This is a genomic window from Hafnia sp. (genome assembly GCF_036648275.1).
GTDB classification, from domain to species: Bacteria; Pseudomonadota; Gammaproteobacteria; order Enterobacterales; family Enterobacteriaceae; genus Hafnia; species Hafnia alvei.
In genome coordinates, this window is record NZ_JAVXIQ010000026.1 from 25,441 (window position 1) to 46,300 (window position 20,860).

20 protein-coding genes are annotated in these 20,860 nt (G+C 50.7%); 12 read left to right on the forward strand and 8 right to left on the reverse strand.

Going from position 1 to position 20,860, the window contains the following annotated elements:
- The first annotated feature begins 223 nt into the window (after positions 1 to 223).
- The 4 genes from xapA (at position 224) to RSC70_RS17570 (ending at position 3,926) form a co-directional block, all read left to right on the forward strand.
- Positions 224 to 1,060, forward strand: coding sequence for a xanthosine phosphorylase (gene xapA, locus RSC70_RS17555; protein WP_025800699.1), 837 nt, complete (start codon positions 224 to 226; stop codon positions 1,058 to 1,060).
- Between the two features lie 61 nt (positions 1,061 to 1,121).
- Positions 1,122 to 2,336, forward strand: coding sequence for an MFS transporter TsgA (gene tsgA / locus RSC70_RS17560; RefSeq protein WP_332543092.1), 1,215 nt, complete (start codon positions 1,122 to 1,124; stop codon positions 2,334 to 2,336).
- A gap of 78 nt (positions 2,337 to 2,414) precedes the next feature.
- The gene (locus tag RSC70_RS17565; RefSeq protein ID WP_063585636.1) at positions 2,415 to 3,350 is read left to right on the forward strand and encodes a LysR family transcriptional regulator; all 936 of its coding nucleotides are present in this window, start codon (positions 2,415 to 2,417) and stop codon (positions 3,348 to 3,350) included.
- 240 nt (positions 3,351 to 3,590) lie between these two features.
- Positions 3,591 to 3,926, forward strand: coding sequence for a zinc ribbon domain-containing protein YjdM (locus RSC70_RS17570; RefSeq protein ID WP_025800696.1), 336 nt, complete (start codon positions 3,591 to 3,593; stop codon positions 3,924 to 3,926).
- A 70-nt stretch (positions 3,927 to 3,996) separates the two neighbouring features.
- Here RSC70_RS17570 and RSC70_RS17575 read toward each other — a convergent pair whose 3' ends face one another.
- From RSC70_RS17575 to RSC70_RS17600, 6 genes are all read right to left on the reverse strand, one after another.
- Positions 3,997 to 4,740: a type 2 GTP cyclohydrolase I gene (locus tag RSC70_RS17575; RefSeq protein ID WP_332543093.1), complete on the reverse strand. Its 744-nt coding sequence runs from the start codon at positions 4,738 to 4,740 to the stop codon at positions 3,997 to 3,999.
- 31 nt (positions 4,741 to 4,771) lie between these two features.
- The gene (locus RSC70_RS17580) at positions 4,772 to 5,752 is read right to left on the reverse strand and encodes an MBL fold metallo-hydrolase (protein WP_043491874.1); all 981 of its coding nucleotides are present in this window, start codon (positions 5,750 to 5,752) and stop codon (positions 4,772 to 4,774) included.
- A gap of 38 nt (positions 5,753 to 5,790) precedes the next feature.
- A complete protein-coding gene (gene phrB / locus RSC70_RS17585; RefSeq protein WP_332543094.1) occupies positions 5,791 to 7,221 on the reverse strand; it encodes a deoxyribodipyrimidine photo-lyase in 1,431 nt (476 codons plus the stop codon).
- A gap of 18 nt (positions 7,222 to 7,239) precedes the next feature.
- Positions 7,240 to 8,187, reverse strand: coding sequence for a YbgA family protein (locus RSC70_RS17590; RefSeq protein WP_061554075.1), 948 nt, complete (start codon positions 8,185 to 8,187; stop codon positions 7,240 to 7,242).
- A gap of 202 nt (positions 8,188 to 8,389) precedes the next feature.
- Positions 8,390 to 8,590 (reverse strand): YbfA family protein, encoded by a 201-nt coding sequence (locus RSC70_RS17595; protein ID WP_004096533.1) that lies wholly within the window; start codon positions 8,588 to 8,590, stop codon positions 8,390 to 8,392.
- Positions 8,591 to 8,866: 276 nt separating this feature from the next.
- Entirely contained in the window at positions 8,867 to 9,508 is a 642-nt protein-coding gene (locus tag RSC70_RS17600) for a hypothetical protein (RefSeq protein WP_332543095.1), read from the reverse strand.
- 99 nt (positions 9,509 to 9,607) lie between these two features.
- Between RSC70_RS17600 and kdpF the strand changes: the two genes are divergently transcribed.
- The 6 genes from kdpF to kdpE all read left to right on the forward strand — a co-directional run bounded on the left by kdpF (position 9,608) and on the right by kdpE (position 17,714).
- Positions 9,608 to 9,697 carry a K(+)-transporting ATPase subunit F gene (kdpF, locus tag RSC70_RS17605; RefSeq protein WP_038502049.1) on the forward strand — a complete coding sequence of 30 codons (90 nt, stop codon included), beginning with the start codon at positions 9,608 to 9,610 and terminating at the stop codon, positions 9,695 to 9,697.
- Complete coding sequence (gene kdpA / locus RSC70_RS17610; RefSeq protein WP_234619105.1) at positions 9,697 to 11,385, forward strand: potassium-transporting ATPase subunit KdpA; 1,689 nt, start codon at positions 9,697 to 9,699, stop codon at positions 11,383 to 11,385. Before kdpF ends, kdpA begins: the two co-directional genes overlap by 1 nt.
- 11 nt (positions 11,386 to 11,396) lie before the next feature.
- On the forward strand, positions 11,397 to 13,463 hold the full coding sequence (kdpB, locus tag RSC70_RS17615) for a potassium-transporting ATPase subunit KdpB (RefSeq protein ID WP_063585641.1): 2,067 nt from the start codon (positions 11,397 to 11,399) through the stop codon (positions 13,461 to 13,463).
- Positions 13,464 to 13,660: 197 nt separating this feature from the next.
- Positions 13,661 to 14,257 carry a potassium-transporting ATPase subunit KdpC gene (gene kdpC, locus RSC70_RS17620; protein WP_130998792.1) on the forward strand — a complete coding sequence of 199 codons (597 nt, stop codon included), beginning with the start codon at positions 13,661 to 13,663 and terminating at the stop codon, positions 14,255 to 14,257.
- 30 nt (positions 14,258 to 14,287) lie between these two features.
- Complete coding sequence (gene kdpD / locus RSC70_RS17625; RefSeq protein WP_282813943.1) at positions 14,288 to 16,993, forward strand: two-component system sensor histidine kinase KdpD; 2,706 nt, start codon at positions 14,288 to 14,290, stop codon at positions 16,991 to 16,993.
- A 31-nt stretch (positions 16,994 to 17,024) separates the two neighbouring features.
- Entirely contained in the window at positions 17,025 to 17,714 is a 690-nt protein-coding gene (kdpE, locus tag RSC70_RS17630) for a two-component system response regulator KdpE (RefSeq protein ID WP_043491891.1), read from the forward strand.
- 3 nt (positions 17,715 to 17,717) lie between these two features.
- On the opposite strand, the gene RSC70_RS17635 is transcribed toward kdpE, so the two are convergent.
- A complete protein-coding gene (locus RSC70_RS17635) occupies positions 17,718 to 18,056 on the reverse strand; it encodes a DUF3861 domain-containing protein (RefSeq protein WP_103009194.1) in 339 nt (112 codons plus the stop codon).
- A 293-nt stretch (positions 18,057 to 18,349) separates the two neighbouring features.
- On the opposite strand from RSC70_RS17635, the gene RSC70_RS17640 reads away from it, so the two are divergent.
- Positions 18,350 to 19,162, forward strand: coding sequence for a TraB/GumN family protein (locus RSC70_RS17640; protein ID WP_332543096.1), 813 nt, complete (start codon positions 18,350 to 18,352; stop codon positions 19,160 to 19,162).
- A 259-nt stretch (positions 19,163 to 19,421) separates the two neighbouring features.
- Positions 19,422 to 19,901, forward strand: coding sequence for a Cys-tRNA(Pro)/Cys-tRNA(Cys) deacylase YbaK (gene ybaK, locus RSC70_RS17645; protein WP_025799902.1), 480 nt, complete (start codon positions 19,422 to 19,424; stop codon positions 19,899 to 19,901).
- Between the two features lie 44 nt (positions 19,902 to 19,945).
- On the opposite strand, the gene RSC70_RS17650 is transcribed toward ybaK, so the two are convergent.
- Positions 19,946 to 20,665 (reverse strand): acid phosphatase, encoded by a 720-nt coding sequence (locus tag RSC70_RS17650; RefSeq protein ID WP_025799904.1) that lies wholly within the window; start codon positions 20,663 to 20,665, stop codon positions 19,946 to 19,948.
- Positions 20,666 to 20,860: the final 195 nt, after the last annotated feature.

Genomic DNA, 20,860 nt, shown 5'->3' on the forward strand with positions numbered 1-20,860 from the left:
AATCCGCCAGTGAGATTCCGATCACAGAATGGCAATTTGAGTTGGCACCCATCCGCGAGCACCTCTTCCTCGGCGCTTTCACAATGCGCTGAATCTGAAATATAAATTGCCTAAACGCACTATCAATTCGATTTTCGTATCAATCAAAGCATTTTTAATATTGGATTGCCAATCGAAGCCATACACACAATGCGGGCATACCTTTCCTGTTCTGGAGTCGACTATGTCTTTCTCACATTGTGATAATTTCCCTTTTCATGCCGCAGAGATCATCCGCGCGGCTAAGCCCGGATTCAAACCACGCATTGCGCTCATTCTCGGCTCTGGTTTAGGCGTATTTGCCGACCAGCTTGATAACAAAGTTGCTATTTCCTATCAGGATCTGCCTGGTTTTCCCGTGAGCACCGTCGTCGGCCATGCCGGAGAGTTAGTGTTGGGTTCCATCAACGGCGTAGACGTTGTCTGTATGAAAGGGCGCGGCCATTTCTATGAAGGCAAAGGCATGGGGATCATGACGCCAGCGGTACGTACCTTCAAACTTCTGGGGTGTGAATTCCTATTTTGCACCAACGCGGCCGGTTCTCTGAATACGGGGATTGCAGCAGGGAGTCTGGTGGCACTCAACGATCACATTAATACCATGCCTTCTACGCCGCTGGTGGGTCCCAATGATGAGCGCTTTGGCCCACGTTTCTTCAGCCTTGCCAACGCCTATGACGCCGACCTGCGTAGCCGCTTACATCAAACCGCCGAGTCTTTATCACTAAAACTGCACGAAGGCGTATTCGTTTCCTATCCGGGGCCTAATTTCGAAACCGCCGCTGAAATACGCATGATGCAAATGATCGGCGGCGACGTGGTAGGGATGTCGGTGGTGCCTGAAGTGATTGCTGCTCGTCACTGCGGCCTGAAAGTGCTGGCGGTTTCCGCCATCACTAACATGGCAGAGGGTCTGAGCGACGTCGAGCTTTCGCACGAACAAACGTTGAAATGCGCGGCGATGGTGACAGACGACTTTGTCCGCCTGATCGGCACATTTGTTGCGGGCTATGCGCAGTAATTTAGGCCAATAGCGGGCAGCATAAGCCCGCCTTATTCATTCTCCTGCTTGGAGTTTCGCTATGACAGAGTCATCTTTCTCTCGCGTGAATATGAACGCGATTTCCTACCTCAGTTACTATTTTGTGGGCGCACTGGTTTCTACCTTGGGTATCGTTCTCGGCCCGCTGTGCGACGCATTTCACAAAGACTACAGTTTCATTGGTCAGGTTTTTACGCTGATGAATCTGGGGATGTTCCTACCGATCATGCTCGGCGGGATCCTGATGAAAAAATGGGGTCTGCAAAAGCCATTGGTGATCGCCTCTGCCATCACCGTGATCGTCAGCATCGTGCTATTTCTCAGCCCAACGCTCACCGTATTCAGCGTCGCCGTCACCTTGATTGGTGCCTGTGGTGGCGTATTTATGACTATCGGTAGTTATTTGGTGGTTCGTATCAATCCTGAAGAGAAAAAACGTTCTTCCAGCCTGATTTTTACCGATTTTTTCTTCAGTTTAGCGGGGGCAACGCTCTCGGTCGTGCTCGCATGGATGTTTAAACTCGGTGCAAACTGGTTAGCCATGTACGCGATTATGGGCGCAATCGGTGCCTTAATGTTGTCCATCACCTTGCGCAGCCGCTTCCCAACCACCGAAGCACCGGCTGAGACCTCAACACACGCCGTCCAAACCACGGCAGAACCTTGGGGAGCTGCTATTTATCTGCTTTGCTTTGCGCTGTTCGCCTTCTTATTGGCTGAACCTATTTTCACCATGTGGACACCCACCTATCTGCAAGATCGCTTCCACATCACGCCGGAAAACGCTGCGCTGTTCACGGCCTGCTACTGGTGGGCGAAAGCCACGGGTCTGTTCGTTAATCAGTTCACCGTCAAGTTGATGAAGCTACGCACCTTCCTGCTGGTTTGCGCGCTGATCGGAATGGCCTCCATTTTAGTGATTACCACCAGCACTAATACCCAGCTCATCATGGTGGCCTGCGGCGTATTTGGCTTCTTCAACTCCGGATTATTCTCTGGATTGATGAGCTATGGTTCACTTCAGGTGCGCCACAGCCCGCCAACCCTTATCTCTGCCCTACTCACCTGTGGCACCGTGGGGACATTGCTGTTTGCAACCGTGTCATCGCTGATGAATTCCTACTACGGGCTGCATTGGGCATTGGGAACTGCGGCAATTTCATATGGTTTATTGCTGATTGCGTTATTGGCCGCCATCGCACTCAGCCGTGCTGAAAAAATCTCTCATGCCAAAGCAACCCAAGCCTCGGCTTAACGATATTTTTCTGATTATTTGACTCCCTCCAAGGCGGTCTGCATCATGCAGTACTGCCTTTTTTCCTTCAGGTGCCTCATGCCAACCACGCCCATCGCTCAACTTACCCATCACGTACACAGCAACGGCCGTATCAGTCTGCGCATGTTGCGCTATTTTCAGGTGTTGGCGGATGAACTGCATTTTGGCCGCGCTGCCGCACTGCTGAATATTTCCCAGCCGCCGCTCAGCACGCAGATTAAAGAGCTGGAAGATATTCTTGAGGTTAAGCTGCTCGAACGTAACAGCCGAAAAGTGGCGCTAACGCACGCTGGGCGCGTGCTCAAGACCGAGGTCGATCGCATTTTGAATGCCACCGAAACCTCATTGAACTATGTGCGTCAGATCGGACGCAATGAAAACCAACACTTGAATATCGGTATTATCGGTACCGCACTGTGGGGCGCACTGCTACCCGCACTGAAATCATTTCGCACTGATTATCCCCACGCCACGTGGACGTTACATGAACTGCCACAGCAGCGCCAAATTGAGCAGATCATGCAGCACACCATTGATATCGGCATCAACCGAAATGTAGCCGTAGAGTCCACGCCCAATATCTGCTACCAGCATATTGCACGCGAATCAGTCATGGTTGCGTTGCTCGAGCACGATCCTCTATGCCAGTTTCCTAGCCTCGACCTTATGCAGCTTGCCGAACGTCCGTTTATCTCACTCTCATTCAGCCACAGCGATTTTGCCCAGCAGCTTTATGATTACTGTGTACAAACTGGTTTCTATCCGCTCATTGCCCAACAGGCCATGGAGCCGCAAACGGTGCTGGCGCTGGTCAGCGCAGGCTTGGGCATCGCCCTATTACCGGAAACCTGCTCGCTTATTCACTGGCCAGGCGTAACGTTTGTTCCCCTAAAACAGCCGATCCCCGCCGATCTCTATGCGCTCTATCATCGCGAACTCCAATCACCGATTGCGCACGCCTTTCTGCAGGCGCTCGGACACATTGCGGCCTAACGGCGATAAAATAGACTCTTTACGCTATTTAGGTTATAAGAAGTGCTCTAATTGCGATCTTTTTAACATAAATCATTTTCGATATTGGTCAAAAGTTGTATGATCGCGCGCTTTGCAGATCCGCCCTGCGGAATCACTGTTAGATCCCTAGCCGACTTGAGACGACACCAAGACCGTGGGTATCAATCATCACAATAGCAGCGCTGCATTTTTTTATTTTCTGTTAAAGGCGACCTTAGCATGCAATTACCAAACTGCCCGAAGTGCAACTCTGAATACACCTATCAGGACAACGATATGTACATTTGCCCTGAATGTGCTTACGAATGGAATGACAGCGCACCGGCAGAAGAAAGCGATGAACTGGTGGTGAAAGACGCCAACGGCAATCTGCTGGTTGATGGCGATTCCGTCACCGTAATCAAAGATCTGAAGGTAAAAGGCAGCTCGTCTATGCTGAAGATCGGCACCAAAGTGAAGGGAATTCGTCTGGTTGAAGGCGACCACAACATCGATTGTAAAATCGACGGTTTCGGCCAAATGAAGCTGAAATCTGAGTTTGTGAAAAAGAGCTAAAATTATTACCTCCGTTGTTATCAGACAAATACCGATAGCAACGGAGTGTTTTCATTACTGCATAACGCTTTTACGCTGGATTAGGGATATCAATAAACTTCACGTCTAATCCATGTTCCGCCGCTAACCACTCGCCTAACGCACGAATGCCACCACGTTCTGTCGCATGATGACCCGCCGCAAAGAAATGCAGCCCCATCTCACGTGCGATATGAATGGTTTTCTCTGAAACTTCACCGCTAATAAACGCGTCAACGCCAAACTCAGCGGCTTGTTCAATATAGCTCTGACCACCGCCGGTACACCACGCAACGCGACGGATCTCCTGTGGCGCATTGTCTCCACTGTGTAACACGGCATGCTGTAACTTACGCTCTAAGCGACCAATCACCTCACCCGCGCTCATCGGTTGCTCAAACTCACCGTAAGGCAGTAAAGGGTCGATCATCCCTAATGGCTTAATGTTCATCACACGCGCCAGCTGCGCATTGTTGCCCAGCACCGGGTGGGCATCCAACGGCAGATGATAGCCATACAGGTTAATGTCATTAATCAGCAGAGTTTTCAAACGATGACGACGCATACCGCGCACGGTTGGCGCATCGTTTTTCCAGAAATAACCGTGGTGCACCAAAATAGCATCGGCCTGCTCTGCCACGGCGGCGTCGAGCAACGCCTGACAGGCGGTCACACCGGTAATGACTTTCTTAATTTCCTGTCGCCCCTCAACCTGCAAACCATTGGGTGCATAGTCACGGAAATCATTAACGCTAAGATGCTGATCGAGCAGTTTTTCCAGTTCAATATTATTCATAGTGTCTAGTCACAAAAATTTTGATTAATCATTAGAAAACGGCTTTGTCGCCCTGTTGCATAAACATAAACTTCACGCCTAATGAATTCCCTGCGCTCAGCTGTTGCTGAATCAACGCTTGCGGATCCTTCCCCGCCACCAGCGTGGGTTTAATATGGCTAATCACAATCGGTAAATCTTTCAACGAACCTGCGCCGCCGCTGTATTTCTCCAACTGAGTCAGTTCGGAAAGCAGTAATTTTGGCGTCAGATGTCCAAGCAGTTTATTGTCAGGCTGCGCGTCATCATAGGACGTTTCAATAATCATCCCTTTAAGCGCTTTTTGCTGGATGAGAGGCCCTAAAACACGCCAAATTGCATCTAGATTTTTAGAGCGTTCTACGGCATCAGCGCCGGTATCGCCAAAGTAGGCAAAAGACTCCCCGCGCGCGCTAATCAACAGCATCGACGATGCCGTTCCATTATGGCTCAGCGGATAAATTACTCCGCGCATCGGCGTTACGCCTAGGGTAAAGGTCTGACCGACGCGCGGCGAATTAATTCGATAAGTGCCTAATCGTTCACCGTTGCCTGCATCGCTGAAATTTGGCCAACTTTTCCAGTTGAAATAGTGGTTATGCAGCGTATTCGCACTGTCGGCAAGGGTATAGATAGTCTTCTTTTTGTCATCGGGCGAGCCCAAAATCAGACCGGCAACGTGATCCAGATGAGGGTGGCTGATGAAGTAAGCGTTAATCTGCTCACGGAAAATGTAGCCCTGCGGCGTGAGCGGTGCGGCTTTTTCTGGCGTGACGTCTGGGAAACTCCCTTTTTCAATACCCTTCGCAATGCCGGGTAAAGTGCTGCCCGCATCTAACGCAATATAGCGGGCATCCCCTTCGGTGCGAATAAGGTAGGAAGTCAGGTTATCTCCCGATAATCCTCCCTGGGTGCCTAACGCGACTACGTCAAAACTGGCCCAGGTAAATGCGGAATAGCCCGCCAGCACCACAGCTATGAGTGTCTTTCGCATTTGTTATGTGCTCCTTGCAGTAAAAGCGGCTGGAAATATCAGCCCGCGCCTCGCTTAGCCTCTTCAAAAGCTTGAAGGGTTTGCTTACGCGCAACGGCATGATCCACCAGTGGTTCAGGGTAGTCTAACACGCGACCTTGTTTAATCGCCCATTGATGGGGGTGATGAATATCACTGTCTGGTACATCCGCAAGCTCTGGCAGCCAGCGACGAATAAAATCGCCCTTTTTGTCAAAGCGCTCTCCCTGCGTAGTCGGGTTAAAAATACGAAAATAGGGTGCTGCATCGGTTCCCGAAGATGCCGCCCACTGCCAACCGCCGTTATTCGCCGCCAAATCTCCGTCCAGCAGTTGAGACATAAAGTAACGCTCTCCCGCCCGCCAGTTTATCAGCAGATCTTTAACTAAAAAGCTCGCGACAATCATGCGCAGCCGATTATGCATCCACCCCGTTTGGTTTAATTGCCGCATCGCAGCATCCACAATCGGAAAACCGGTTTTCCCTGCTTTCCATGCCGCTAAATGATCGGCGTCACCGCTCCAGCGCACATTGTCGGTCCACGTAATAAATGTCTTATGCCGACAGAGCTTGGGATAAGCCACCAGCAGGTGGCGATAAAACTCGCGCCAAACCAGCTCATTGAGCCAAACAAAGGCACCGCTTTGATCGTCTTCCAGCGCTTGCGGACACTCAGCCAAAAGCCGGTTAAAACACTGACGTGGCGACAGCACGCCGATAGCCAAATAAGGCGATAGGCAACTCGTGCCATCAATGGCCGGAATATCACGCTGCTGCTGATAATCCTGCACGCGTTCTCGGCAGAAACTCCGCAAACGCTGTAACGCGGCGTCCTCTCCCGCAGGGAATAGTGACGGGTCGGGTTGCTCTAAGGGATAACCAAAAGGCACGACCGGCAACCGTTCAGCCTTATCTGCTCTCGGTTTGGGGACAGGCAAACAGCGTGTATCTGAATGGCTTACGCGTTGTAGGAAAGACTTACGGAAGGGAGTAAACACCTTATACATTTCGCCGCTACCGGTCACCACGCTACCGGGTGGCAGAAGCAAACTGTCATCAAAGACATGTAGCGTGCACTTTCCCTGCAATAACTCACCTACACGGTCGTCACGGTGTCGCTCATTCAGTTCATATTGGCGGTTGTAAAACAGGTCGGTGACGTGGTTTTTCTGGCAAAAATCACTGAGCCACTCAACGCTCTCGGCAAAATCAGCGCATTGATGAGAGAAAAGAGTGATGTTTTTTTCTGCTAGCGAGGCGTCTAGGCAGTGCAGATTTTGCTGAATAAACGCCGCCTGACGCGGTGCCATATCATGCTGCTGCCACTGCTCAGGCGTCGCGATATAAACCGCGATCACCTTAGCGTGAATATCCTGACAGGCCGCATGCAGCGCACGATTATCCGTTATCCGTAGATCGTTACGAAACCAAACTAAATGTGTGGCAGTCATTACCTTTCCTTGTCAATGCTAGTGGCCATACCGCAAACGCAGTACTTCAGGGTAAGGGTCAAAATAACGCTGCCCGGCTAAATAGCTGTCTGGATATTCTTTGAGATAATGGCGTAGCAGCGTGATCGGTGCCAACAACGGTTGGGTTCCCTGCCGATAACGCAGGATCAGATCGGCCAGCTCCTGTCGCTGACTGCTGGTGAGCTGGCGACGGAAATAGCCCTGAACGTGCTGTAACACGTTGGTATGATTACGACGCGAGGCTTTATGCTTGAGCAAAGCCATAAAACGATTTCGGTATTCGTGCGCGTATTCATCTAAGGATTCCCACTGCTCCATCGCCGCAACAAAACGCCCCAGTTCGCGATATTCTGGCTGTGAATGAGCCAGCAGAGAGAGCTTATAGCGGCTGTGGAAAGCCACTAACGCACCACGGGTTAAACCGCTTTTCCAAAGCTGGTTAAACTCGTGTAGCGCGTAAATACGTTCAACAAAATTCTCTCGTAGTTCGGGGTCATATAATCTGCCGTCCTCTTCTACCGGCAGCCAAGGCATATGCGCCATCAGCTGCTGGGTGAAAATTCCCACCCCGCTTTTACGCGCGTCATGCTCGGTATACACCTTCACTCTTTCCATGCCACAGCTGGGCGACTTCGCACAGACCAGATAGCCGCACAGATGTTCAAGACTCGCCACTTTCTGTTTGGAGAAATCACGCATTTTTTGCGTCACATCCCCTTCCCCATCGCGGCTGTTCACCAGTGCCACATCATCGCCCTGTTTTATCAAACGAAGCGTTGGGCGCGGCGACGGTAAACCAATCGCCATTTCAGGGCACACGGCTTCGAAGCGCACAAAGGGTGACAGCTCATCCACCGCAAACGGTAATCGTTTATGGCCACCATCAAAACGAACATTTTCGCCCAGCAAACAGGCACTCACACCAACGGGTATTTTATCTGACATCGCGCACCTCTATTTATTGATATTTATGGGTTGTGCACTTTCAGTGTAGGTGCAGAAGAGAAGGAATTACACCAAGAAAAGATAGGGATATGGACAATCGAAGTTAAACCAGATGCAGAAAATTGCTTTTAATGGTTCCAGATAGCAAAAAACCACCTGCATTGAGGTGGTTTCTTCACGTTTACCGTTTCGCTAGCAGCGATTAATAAAAATCAGCGGTGACCTGCTCCGACTGCGCCAACCAAACCGGCTTATCGCTGGTTTTAGACCAAACGCGGTGCAGATAGCTATAGAAACGTGCGCGATCGCTGCGGAATAACATCACTGGCAGTGCCAAAACACCGGCAATAACAACGCCACAACGACGCAGGAGAATGCGAGATAATGAATACTGTTGGTACATTGAGTCCTCCTTAAAACGTAGCTGTTTCCCCAAAGGGATCACTAAAGCAGCGGACGTTATAAATTAAAATGATTCAAATTTAAGTTTGCCTGTAATCTGAACAAAATATTACCCCATCCGCTGAAAGTTTACCACTCATCCGACCACTATATTTGCTGTTTTTTTCGCCTTTATTGTGCCTTTATGTAATTTTGTTACTTTATAGTTAAATAAAAACTTAACATTAGTTATTTTACTAATACTTTTATTTAACATTTTATTTCGCTTTTTATTTCACTATGAAAAATAGCCATTCAGAAAAGCTTCACTAAACAACGACGCATCAAGCAAACGCAGCAAACACACTTCGCGGCCATTAAATAAATACAGCACGAGCCATGGATAGCCCCGGAGGATACGTAACTCAACGGGTCCCAGCTCTGCCGCAAGATTTTTTAACCGCCGATTTAATTCAGGTTCATTCGTTTGCTGATTTAAAACCAGCCTTCCTGAACTCGGGAATTGCTTCAAAGGCAGACACAGCATTTTCCATACAAAAAAGGCCTGCTCTTTGCCGCTTGCCTGTAGCCTTTTCAGCTGTCGGTTAAAAGGTAACGCAGACAGCAACTGCGCCGTTGGCGAACGTTCAGCAACAGCGCCATGTCGAGAAGCCTCCGCAGCATCACACACAAAGCGTTGGATATCCTGTTGTTGAAGAGCAGCCTGCGCCTGCTGCAACACCGCATATAAAAATGTATTTATCTGATAAACCGGCAGCATCCCTTCTTTCCTCATCACTCCACGAATTTGCATCACCCTAGTAGCAGATGAAAAGCGATGCCAGCGGCTCCAATAAGATTTGCGAAACGCATTCCACGCTTTTTCATTTAACGACACTGCGCTTGCAAAACACTCAGATATCGACTGTTTTTCCATCATTTTTATACTTTTTTTACACCCATCCCCTACCTTTTTACGCTATTTATTCCCTAAGTTACCTAGGCTAAGCAGTATCAAAAATGCCTTTGGAGAGGTTGTATGAATATCGGGGTGATTGCCTGTGCAGTCTTAGTTGTATTACTGCTGGCTTATCTGATTTATGCATTATTTAACGCGGAGGAATTCTGATGGCTGCTTCTGCGTTTCTGATGATCGCGGTATTTCTGCTGGTGCTTTTTGCCTTGGCATTGCCTTTGGGAAGACTATTGGCTCGCCTAATCGATGGCGAACCCTTTGTTGCTCTGCGCGGCGTGGAAAATGGTTTTTGGCGTTGCTGTGGGATTCAACCGCAGGAAATGAGCTGGTTACAGTATTTGCTCGCGATAATCGCCTTCAACCTACTGGGCATTTTGCTGCTCTTCGCTCTACTCATGGCACAAGGCATATTGCCGCTGAACCCACAGCAGATGCCGGGGATGTCTTGGCACCTCGCGCTTAATACCGCGGTCAGTTTCGTGACTAACACTAACTGGCAGGCATACAGCGGCGAAAACACCTTGAGCTATTTCAGCCAAATGGTTGGATTGAGCGTACAAAACTTCCTTTCTGCCGCAACGGGAATTGCCGTGGTCTTTGCGTTGATCCGCGGATTTGCTCGTCACTCGGCAAGCACGCTAGGAAATGCATGGGTCGATTTGTTCCGCGTGACGCTTTACGTTCTTCTGCCGCTGTCGATCATTCTGGCATTGTTTTTCGTCAGCCAAGGCGTGCTGCAAAACCTGCATAGCTATATCACAGTGCATACGCTGGAAGGCGGTACTCAGCTGCTACCTATGGGGCCAGTGGCTTCACAGGAAGCCATTAAATTACTCGGCACCAACGGCGGCGGTTTCTTTGGTGCAAACTCAGCGCACCCATTCGAAAACCCAACCGCACTGAGCAATATGGTGCAAATGCTGGCGATCTTCTTGATCCCCGCCGCGCTCTGTTTTGCCTTCGGACAAGCGGTGGGAGAAAACCGCCAAGGCCATACGCTGCTGTGGGCCATGAGCCTGATTTTTGTGGTGGCGGTTATCGTGGTGATGTACGCCGAGCTGCAGGGAAACCCGCATTTATCCGACTTTGGCGCAACCAGCAATTTCAACATGGAAGGGAAAGAAACTCGCTTTGGCATTCTGGCAACGGCGATGTATTCGGTTGTCACTACCGCCGCGTCCTGCGGTGCGGTGAATGCCATGCATGATTCCTTCACGGCGCTCGGCGGTATGGTGCCGATGTGGCTGATGCAGATCGGTGAAGTCGTCTTTGGCGGCGTGGGCTCTGGTCTCTACGGCATGCTGCTCTTCGTGCTGCTGACGGTATTTATTGCCGGTCTGATGATTGGCCGTACGCCTGAGTATCTGGGCAAGAAAATCGAAGTTTTCGATATGAAAATGACCGCGGTGGCCATTTTGGTTACCCCTGCGCTGGTGCTGATTGGCTCTGCCATCGCGCTGATGAGCGATGCAGGCCGCGCCGGCATTCTTAACCCAGGCGCGCATGGGTTTAGCGAGGTGCTTTATGCCCTTTCTTCAGCGGCTAACAACAACGGCAGTGCTTTCGCGGGTCTAAGTGTGAATACGCCGTTCTATAACGTTCTATTGGCGATTGCCATGTTCCTTGGTCGCTTCGGCGTCATCATTCCGGTGATGGCGATTGCGGGTTCTTTAGTCGCGAAAAAACGCCAACCCGCCGGAAACGGAACGCTACCGACTCAAGGTGCACTGTTCATTGGACTATTGGTTGGCACCATTTTATTGGTCGGCGCATTAACGTTTATTCCGGCGCTGGCGCTGGGGCCGGTAGCTGAACACCTGCAAGTTTGGTTAACACGTTGAGAGATAAAATAATGACTCGTAAACAACGCGCGTTGTTCGAACCAAAACTGGTCCGTACCGCTATCAAAGATGCTGTTAAAAAACTCGATCCCCGCGTGCAGTGGCGCAATCCTGTAATGTTTGTGGTGTATTTGGGCAGCATTCTCACCACCATTATCTGGGCCTCCATTCTCAGCGGGCAAAGTGATGGTAGCGCCGCATTTACCGGAAGCGTGACGATTTGGCTTTGGTTCACGGTTCTGTTTGCTAACTTTGCCGAAGCTCTGGCTGAAGGGCGCAGTAAAGCTCAGGCCGAAAGCCTGAAAGGAGTGAAAAAAACCAGCTGGGCTAAAAAACTGGCCTCACAGCAACATGATTCACAGCAGGAAAAAGTGTCTGCGGACTCTCTGCGCAAAGGCGATATTGTGCTGGTTGAAGCCGGTGACACTATTCCCTGCGATGGTGAAGTGTTGGAAGGCGGTGCCTCCGTTGACGAAAGCGCGATTACCGGTGAATCCGCGCCGGTCATTCGCGAATCTGGCGGCGACTTTTCTTCCGTCACCGGCGGCACGCGTATCCTGTCGGATTGGCTGGTGATCCAATGCACCGTTAACCCGGGTGAAACCTTCCTCGACCGCATGATTGCGATGGTTGAAGGCGCTAAGCGGCGCAAAACCCCGAACGAAATCGCGCTAACCATTTTACTTATTGCCTTAACGCTGGTGTTTTTACTGGCAACGGCAACGCTTTACCCCTTCTCGCTATTTAGCGCGCAGGCCAGCCACGTTGGGGTTCCGGTCACCATTACCGTGCTGGTTGCCCTGTTGGTCTGTTTAATCCCAACCACCATTGGCGGCCTGCTGTCAGCCATTGGCGTGGCGGGTATGAGCCGCATGCTGGGCGCAAACGTCATTGCTACCAGCGGGCGCGCCGTGGAAGCCGCCGGTGACGTCGATGTGCTGCTGTTGGATAAAACGGGCACCATCACGTTGGGTAACCGTCAGGCTACCGAATTCTTACCCGTCCCCGGCGTGAGTGAGGAAGAGCTTGCCAGCGCGGCGCAACTCGCTTCGCTAGCAGATGAAACGCCTGAAGGCCGCAGCATTGTGGTGCTGGCAAAGCAGCGTTTTAATTTACGCGAACGTGATTTGGCAAGCCTAGGTGCAACCTTTGTGCCCTTCTCGGCGCAAACCCGCATGAGCGGCGTTAACGTGCAGGGAAGAATGATTCGTAAAGGTTCGGTGGACGCAATACGCCGCCACGTTGAATCTAACCAAGGCCACTTCCCACGTGCGGTTGATGAACGCGTGGAAAGCGTTGCACGCACCGGCGGCACACCGCTGGTGGTTGCAGAAGATGGCCGCATTCTTGGCGTGGTGGCGCTAAAAGATATCGTCAAAGGCGGTATTAAAGAGCGATTCTCTGAGCTACGCCGCATGGGTATCAAAACGGTCATGATTACCGGGGATAACCGCTTAACCGCTGCGGCTATCGCGGCCGAAGCGGGCGTGGATGACTTTCTGGCGGAAGCGACGCCCGAAGCCAAATTGGCGCTGATCCGCCAGTATCAGGCCGAAGGCCGCTTAGTGGCAATGACCGGTGACGGCACCAACGATGCGCCAGCGCTGGCACAGGCTGACGTGGCGGTCGCCATGAACTCAGGTACTCAGGCCGCCAAAGAAGCGGGCAACATGGTTGATTTAGACTCTAACCCAACCAAGCTGATTGAAGTGGTGCATATCGGCAAACAAATGCTGATGACGCGTGGCTCGCTAACCACCTTTAGCATCGCCAATGACGTGGCGAAATATTTCGCCATTATTCCTGCGGCCTTTGCAGCCACTTATCCTCAGTTGAATGCGCTCAACGTCATGCACCTAACGTCACCGGCGTCGGCCATTATGTCAGCGGTCATTTTCAACGCGTTGATCATTGTGTTCTTGATCCCGCTGGCGTTGAAAGGCGTGAGCTATAAACCGCTAAGCGCCAGCGCATTGCTGCGTCGAAATTTATGGGTTTATGGCGCAGGCGGGCTGTTAGTGCCGTTTGTCGGGATCAAATTGATCGATATGTTGCTGACCGTTTGTGGTTTGGCTTAATACGCTCATGAGTTAACGCCAGCCGTTTATAAGATCGAGATACACGGGGCTAGCACACCGCGGGGCGCTCCGGCGGCTTCGCCGCTACGACCCCATCGGTGTACTTCCCCTAAAATCAGGCTTCAGAAAGTTCTATTATTTGCTGAAGACATTCTTAGCTAAGCATATGAAGTACATAATGTTTTAAGGAATGAATAATGTCGTTACTACGCCCCTCTATCATGATGATGCTGATATTGACCGCCATCACCGGCATTGCCTACCCGTTGCTAACCACGGGGTTAGCGCAGGTGATGTTTCACTCTCAGGCTGAAGGATCGTTGATCGAACACGATGGCGTCATCGTGGGTTCCCGTTTGATTGGCCAAAACTTTACTCAGCCTAAATACTTTTGGGATCGCCCATCAGCGACCGCTGACGCAGCCTATAACCCACAGGCTTCCGGCGGCAGCAATTTGGCGGCATCCAATCCGCAGTTGGATAAAAATTTGCAGGAGCGTGCAGCGTTATTGCGTCAGGCAGATCCTTCAGCGCCAACGGCGATTCCGGTCGATCTAATGACCAGCTCAGCCAGTGGATTAGATCCCCACATCTCACCGCAGGCAGCTTATTATCAGGCAGCACGCATCGCCAAGGTTCGCAATTTGCCGCAGGCCAGCGTTGAGAAGCTGATCGCCGCTAACACAAAATACAGCCTGCCGCAGTTTATTGGTCAGCCGGTGGTTAACGTATTAGAACTGAACATGGCACTGGATGCATTATTGCCCCACAATGCATCTAACACGCATTCATAACGCCACCAGCCCGATCATAAAGAGAACGACATGCTAGACGATGAAGAGCTGCGCCGCCCCGATCCAGATACCTTACTGGCTCAGGTTTGTGAAAAGCCACGCGGAAAACTAAAAGTCTTTTTCGGCGCCTGCGCTGGCGTTGGAAAAACCTACGCGATGCTGCAAGAAGCGCAGCGTCTTCGTGCACAAGGCTTAGACGTGCTGGTTGGCGTGGTGGAAACCCATGGCCGAGCGGAAACGGCCGCGCAGCTTGAGGGACTGGATATCCTGCCCCTCAAGCGGATTCATCATCGTGGGCGTCAAGTACGGGAGTTCGCACTCGATCAGGCGCTGGCTCGCCACCCTGCGCTGATCCTGATGGATGAGTTGGCGCACAGTAACGCCGCCGGTTCGCGTCATCCTAAACGCTGGCAAGACGTCGAAGAGCTGCTGGATGCGGGCATTGACGTACTCACCACCGTGAACGTGCAGCATCTTGAAAGCCTTAATGATGTCGTCGGTTCCGTCACCGGCATTCGCGTGCGCGAAACCGTGCCCGACCGCATCTTCGATGACGCCAGCGAAATCGTGCTGGTGGACTTACCGCCAGACGATTTACGTCAACGTCTCAACGAAGGAAAAGTCTACATCCCCGGGCAGGCAGAACGCGCCATCGAGCACTTCTTCCGTAAAGGGAATTTGATTGCCTTGCGTGAATTGGCGCTGCGTCGCACCGCAGACCGCGTTGATGAGCAAATGCGCGAGTTTCGTAATAGCCAAGATAAAGAACGCGTTTGGCATACTCGAGATGCCATTTTACTGTGTATTGGTCACAACGTTGATAACGACAAGCTGGTTCGCACCGCGTCTCGATTGGCGGCTCGCCTTGGCTGTATTTGGCATGCGGTTTATGTAGAAACACCGCGCCTGCATCGATTACCTGAAAATCAGCGACGAGCTATTTTGCGCAGCGTTAAGCTGGCACAAGAATTAGGTGCAGAAACCACCACGCTATCCGATCCCAATGAAGAAAAAGCCATCCTGCGCTACGCCCGTGAGCATAATCTCGGCAAAATTATTATTGGCCGACGCAATAAGAAAGAGCGGCGTTGGTGGTGGCATGAAAGCTTTGCTGACCGGCTAGCTAAACTCGGGCCGGATCTGGATTTAATTATCGTCGCCGTTGAGGATAAGCCTCGCACCACCAGCAAAGAGTCCGATAACCGCCCTTTCAGCGAAAAGTGGCGGATACAAATTCGCGGATGTCTGGTTGCCATTGCTCTATGTGCGTTAATTACACTGCTGGCGAGAATGATTTTCCCCAATTTCGATCAGGCCAATATCGTCATGGTCTATCTACTGGGGGTCGTGATTGTGGCGCTGTTTTATGGCCGTTGGCCTTCTGTGCTTTCCGCCGTAGTTAGCGTTGCCAGCTTCGATCTGTTTTTCATCCAACCTCAGTGGTCGTTCGCCGTTACCGACGTTCAATATCTCGTGACCTTTGGCGTGATGCTGACCGTCGGGATCGTGATTGGTAATCTGACCGCCGGTGTTCGCTATCAGGCGCGGGTTGCACGTTATCGCGAGCAACGTGCGCGCCATATGTATGAACTGTCCAAAGCCCTGAGCAATGCCATCACTAATGAAGATATCGCTCGCAGCGGCAGCTATTTTCTTAACAGCAGTTTCAACGCACGGACATCAGTATTAATTCCCAGCGATGATACGCCGTTAGTTCAGGTGACGCCGCCGCAGGAAGGGGTATCAGGCGTTGACTTTGCTATTGCGCACTGGTGTTTCGATAAGCAGCAACCGGCAGGAGCAGGCACCGATACGCTACCCGGTGTTCCTTATCAGCTATTGCCCCTGAGCACCTCACAACAGACCTTTGGCGTGCTAGCTATCGAACCCATGAATATGCGTCAATTAATGGTGCCGGAACAGCAACGTCTGTTACAAACCTATGCGGTGATGATTGCCAGCGCGCTTGAACGTTTGCATCTGGCCCAAACGGCGGCGAGCGCTCGTATGGACACCGAGCGCGAACAGCTCAGAAACTCGCTGTTGGCCGCCCTTTCGCACGACCTGCGTACTCCGCTCACCGTGTTGTTTGGTCAGGCTGAAATTCTAACGCTCGATCTGGCCGCTGAAAAATCGCCGCATGCCCAGCAGGCTAATCAAATCCGCCAGCAGATCCTTAATACCACGCGGCTGGTCAATAATTTACTGGATATGGCGCGCATTCAGTCCGGCGGATTTAACCTGCGCAAAGAGTGGCAATCACTGGAAGAAATCGTGGGCAGCGCCGTTAATACGCTGGAACCAATGTTGAATTCGCACCCACTCACGATTGATTTACCCGCGGATCTTCCCTTGGTGAATTGCGACGGCAGCTTGATTGAACGAGTGATACAAAACCTGCTAGAAAACGCGGGCAAATATGCCGGATTAGAATCACCGTTGGCGATTCGGGCCAGAGCCTCAGAAGATTGGTTAGAAGTCGAAATTGAAGATCGCGGCAACGGTATTCCTGCCGAGCAGCTACAGCTCATATTCAATAAATTTACCCGCGGCGATAAAGAGTCGGCGATTCCTGGAGTAGGTTTGGGCTTAGCCATTTGTCGTGCCATTATAGAAGTACATGATGGTAAAATATGGGCGGAAAATATTGCCCAAGGCGGGGCCTGCTTCCACTTCACCCTACCGCTCGAAGCACCGCCTGATATTGAAGATGAGCTTAATCATCCCAGTTCTTGAGAAATAGAGAGCGGCAAAACAGAGAGATAACGTGAATCAGACTCCGATAAATGTGCTCATCGTTGAAGATGAAAAAGAGATCCGCCGCTTTGTCCGGTCTGCGCTTGAGAGTGAGGGCTGGCGGGTTTTTGACGCCGATACATTGCAGCGTGGGCTGATCGAAGCGGGTACACGCAAACCGGACCTCATTATTCTCGATTTAGGCCTGCCGGATGGAGATGGTCTGGATTTTATCCGCGATTTGCGCCAGTGGAGTTCAATTCCGGTGATTGTGCTTTCTGCGCGCAGCGAGGAGTCGGACAAGGTGCTGGCGCTAGATGCCGGAGCCGATGATTATCTGAGTAAACCCTTTGGCGTTGCGGAATTATTGGCACGCGTACGCGTCTCTTTGCGCCGCCATGCTCAGCAAAATCAGGAAAGTCCGCTGATTCAATTCTCAGACGTTGAGGTGGATTTGATTAACCGTCGAGTCTCTCGAGCCGGTGAGGATTTGCATCTCACCCCGTTGGAGTTCCGTTTACTGACTGAGCTTATTGCCAACGCGGGGAAAGTGCTTACTCAGCGCCAACTGCTTAGCACGGTTTGGGGGCCAAACTACGTTGAGCACAGCCACTATCTGCGGATCTATATGGGGCATTTACGGCAGAAACTAGAAGCAGAACCAGCACGCCCCAAGCATTTACTGACTGAAACCGGCGTGGGTTACCGGTTTATGCTGTAATTTTTAGCCTTCTTTTTGCTCTTCTTTTGCATCTTCGGGGCTCTCACCGCGCTTGATGCCTTTTAAGGTCATCATAAAAGCGCGGAATGAATCACGCAAATCGTCAAACAGCGGATGTTTGCGGTTCTCCAACAGCGATTCAGAAAACAGTTTTAACCCAACGGCAAAGGCCTTCGATTTATCGCCGGTGAACGGCAAATCGTCTCGGGCACCCAATCTTTCGACGATAGATAAAATCTCATCATGGTTTTCAACTTCAAAGCTGATTGGCGCTTTATCAATCGGATCGCCTTTGCGGTCGGCGATCGGCTCTACGGTGATGCGATAGCGGTATCCAGGCATAATATTCCCTCTCTGAACATTTTTTGATAATGATAACTTTTATCATATTCAGGCTAGTTGGGCTTCACATTTTGTGTAGCCGCTGTAACCACGTTGAGTCTGACGCGAGGTCTTTCACCTTTTTTGGCCAGTTCACGATTCAACTATATGGGCAATGAAATGGACAATGAAAAGGACAATGAAAAGGAACGGGGGCAATGAAAAGACACAAAAAGCACCGAAGTTTCAGTGCTTTTTTTTTGCCTTTACCTCCACACTGCACGTAGCATAGAAAAAAAAGGCAAAGGTGACTTATGACTCAATGGCTGAGAAAACTCGCTCTCTGGTTGGGAATTATTCCGACGACCACCTATGCCTATCCCGCGCTTGATATCCATCTGCAAGGCGGCATTCATCTGCATCTGGTGGGAAGTATTCATATGGGCACTGAAAACATGTCGCCCCTGCCCGCGGCATTAATTCAGCGCCTTAAACGCGCGGATGCGCTGATTGTTGAAGCAGACATAACCCAAGCATCACCTTCGTTTGATACTGCTGAAGTTGCTGAGGCTTTGGAGTCACAGCTTTCGCCTGAACTTTGGCAGCAAGTTTTACAGCGCTGTCAGGAAACCGGTATTCCCGCTAACGCGATTCAACATTATCCGGCGTGGCGTACGGCGTTGACCCTACAGGCACAGCAGGCACATCAGCTCGGTTTGCGCTCTGAATATGGTATCGACTATCAAATGCTGCGTTTTGCCCAGCAAACGTCGCTAAAAACCATTGAGTTGGAAGGCGCCGATACTCAAATGGCCCTGCTGCATGCGCTGCCCGATAACGGGATCGTCTTGTTAAAAGACACCTTGGCGCACTGGCATACCAACGCTCGCCTGCTGCAAACGCTGATCGGCTGGTGGATTTCACCGACGGAATCTATAGCAACGACAGACCTACCCGCGACCTTTAGTGACGATCTTTATCAGGTTCTGATGGGCGAACGAAATCGCAAATGGCAAAAAATGTTGCTCGCCCTACCGGCAGGAAATTATGTGGTGGCGGTAGGCGCATTGCATCTTTACAGTGAAGGAAACCTGCCCGAGCTGCTGACGCCGTATGTGATTCATTAGACGAAAAAAATGGCCAATATTTCTATTGGCCAGTCAAAGAGGAATTTCATTATTATCGTTATGCTGTAAGCGCAAACATGGCGTTTACTCTTACAGTTTCACACATAGATTAACAATCCAGCAGTGATTCTGGCAATGGTTATTCGCCAGATGGTGTCTCGCGTATGCATATAACGCACGAATAAATAACTCTCCGAAACTGACTCCGCGAAATAACAGCGCTATCATTGCGTGATTCGTCATCGTAGAGGCTTAGAAAATGACTCCCGCAGTTCTTCTTCTTGAAAAAAACAAGGTTCCTTTTACCCTCCATCAGTATCACCACGATAGCGACGAAACTAATTTCGGCGATGAAGTTGTCCGTAAATTGGGTTTAAACGCCGAACAAGTCTACAAAACGCTGTTAGTTTCGCTCAACGGTGATAGCAAGAATTTAGCCGTGGCGGTAACACCGGTTGCTTCAATGCTGGATTTAAAAAAGGTCGCCAAAGCGTTATCGGCTAAAAAGGCTGACATGGCCGATCCTCAGATTGCTCAGCGCGTAACAGGCTATCTGGTCGGCGGCATTAGTCCACTTGGGCAAAAGAAACGCTTGCCTACCGTGATCGACAGCGGCGCTCAAGAGTTTGCCACGATCTTTATTTCAGGCGGAAAGCGCGGTCTGGATATCGAACTTGCAGCTCAGGATCTTAGCCGTATGACCAGCGGCAGCTTTGCGGAGATTGCCAAGCGAGATTAACGAGCCCCGCATGCGGCAAGGCTCGTTAAATATTTAAGGCAGGATTAGTTTTGAGTATTTAGCTTTTGCACTTCAGCCTTGGCCTTCGCCAACTGAGCTTCAAACGCTGGATTATTATGCAGAGTGGCAACAACCGCGCTTCCAACTACACGCGCAGCATTGACGTCGCTCTGCCAGTGATAACCGCAGATCACACGGCTTTGCCCAAGCTCATAGCCACGCTTGAGAATTTCATTCTGTCTTGCTGGGTTCACTTCCGCTAACACCAGCGCCACTGACCAGCCGATCGTGGTATGGCCCGAAGGATATGAACCATTGGTGGAGAGCTCTTTTTCATCTTCTGGGCGACAGGTTGCTTCTTTATAGAAAGCAAAAGGACGCACACGATTATAGTGCTGCTTCGCAGAACGCGTTGCGTATTCACCCGCATCTTCTTTCATCGTCGTGATCAGCGTGAACGTTTCAGGTGTTTTTTCTTTAGAAATAGGAATGCCAAAAGCGGTGGAGAAATTTCTCGCCAAGCTATCTTTAGATACATCAGCATCATCATAAGCCTGTTTACCACGCTCGGTGCTACGCAGCGCCTTACCTTCATCGTAATGAGCTTTATCGCTCAAGAAATCAATGCTGGTATAAGACGGCGGCGGTGGTAACAGCTTTAAGCTGTCAGGGGCTTGTTCATATTTAAGATAGTGATCGTCGGCAGCCATGCCGTAACCAGAAACTAATAAACCAACTAACGTCGCTAAAACAATTTTCTTCATCAGTGTGTTTCCTCCTGTTTGGCATCTTAATCACTCTTCTATTGTCTGACCGTGACAGCGATAACATTTGCGCCACAAATGAGAATAGATATTTGATAACTAGAGTAAAAGTACCGTTGAACAGAAGAGTACAATCCTTTGAAACGCAAAAACCCGCACAAGGCGGGTTTTTGGTTCGCGGTAACTCAGAGGTTA

What these genes read in the sequence shown, in the direction of transcription:
- RSC70_RS17595 (WP_004096533.1), bottom strand. Translation starts at nt 8,590, where the DNA reads ATGTACCAACAGTATTCATTATCTCGCATTCTCCTGCGTCGTTGTGGC.
- RSC70_RS17565 (WP_063585636.1), top strand. Translation starts at nt 2,415, where the DNA reads ATGCCAACCACGCCCATCGCTCAACTTACCCATCACGTACACAGCAAC.
- RSC70_RS17575 (WP_332543093.1), bottom strand. Translation starts at nt 4,740, where the DNA reads ATGAATAATATTGAACTGGAAAAACTGCTCGATCAGCATCTTAGCGTT.
- kdpC (WP_130998792.1), top strand. Translation starts at nt 13,661, where the DNA reads ATGTCGTTACTACGCCCCTCTATCATGATGATGCTGATATTGACCGCC.
- tsgA (WP_332543092.1), top strand. Translation starts at nt 1,122, where the DNA reads ATGACAGAGTCATCTTTCTCTCGCGTGAATATGAACGCGATTTCCTAC.
- phrB (WP_332543094.1), bottom strand. Translation starts at nt 7,221, where the DNA reads ATGACTGCCACACATTTAGTTTGGTTTCGTAACGATCTACGGATAACG.
- RSC70_RS17590 (WP_061554075.1), bottom strand. Translation starts at nt 8,187, where the DNA reads ATGTCAGATAAAATACCCGTTGGTGTGAGTGCCTGTTTGCTGGGCGAA.
- RSC70_RS17570 (WP_025800696.1), top strand. Translation starts at nt 3,591, where the DNA reads ATGCAATTACCAAACTGCCCGAAGTGCAACTCTGAATACACCTATCAG.
- kdpF (WP_038502049.1), top strand. Translation starts at nt 9,608, where the DNA reads ATGAATATCGGGGTGATTGCCTGTGCAGTCTTAGTTGTATTACTGCTG.
- RSC70_RS17580 (WP_043491874.1), bottom strand. Translation starts at nt 5,752, where the DNA reads ATGCGAAAGACACTCATAGCTGTGGTGCTGGCGGGCTATTCCGCATTT.
- RSC70_RS17640 (WP_332543096.1), top strand. Translation starts at nt 18,350, where the DNA reads ATGACTCAATGGCTGAGAAAACTCGCTCTCTGGTTGGGAATTATTCCG.
- kdpD (WP_282813943.1), top strand. Translation starts at nt 14,288, where the DNA reads ATGCTAGACGATGAAGAGCTGCGCCGCCCCGATCCAGATACCTTACTG.
- RSC70_RS17635 (WP_103009194.1), bottom strand. Translation starts at nt 18,056, where the DNA reads ATGCCTGGATACCGCTATCGCATCACCGTAGAGCCGATCGCCGACCGC.
- ybaK (WP_025799902.1), top strand. Translation starts at nt 19,422, where the DNA reads ATGACTCCCGCAGTTCTTCTTCTTGAAAAAAACAAGGTTCCTTTTACC.
- RSC70_RS17600 (WP_332543095.1), bottom strand. Translation starts at nt 9,508, where the DNA reads ATGATGGAAAAACAGTCGATATCTGAGTGTTTTGCAAGCGCAGTGTCG.
- RSC70_RS17650 (WP_025799904.1), bottom strand. Translation starts at nt 20,665, where the DNA reads ATGAAGAAAATTGTTTTAGCGACGTTAGTTGGTTTATTAGTTTCTGGT.
- xapA (WP_025800699.1), top strand. Translation starts at nt 224, where the DNA reads ATGTCTTTCTCACATTGTGATAATTTCCCTTTTCATGCCGCAGAGATC.
- kdpA (WP_234619105.1), top strand. Translation starts at nt 9,697, where the DNA reads ATGGCTGCTTCTGCGTTTCTGATGATCGCGGTATTTCTGCTGGTGCTT.
- kdpB (WP_063585641.1), top strand. Translation starts at nt 11,397, where the DNA reads ATGACTCGTAAACAACGCGCGTTGTTCGAACCAAAACTGGTCCGTACC.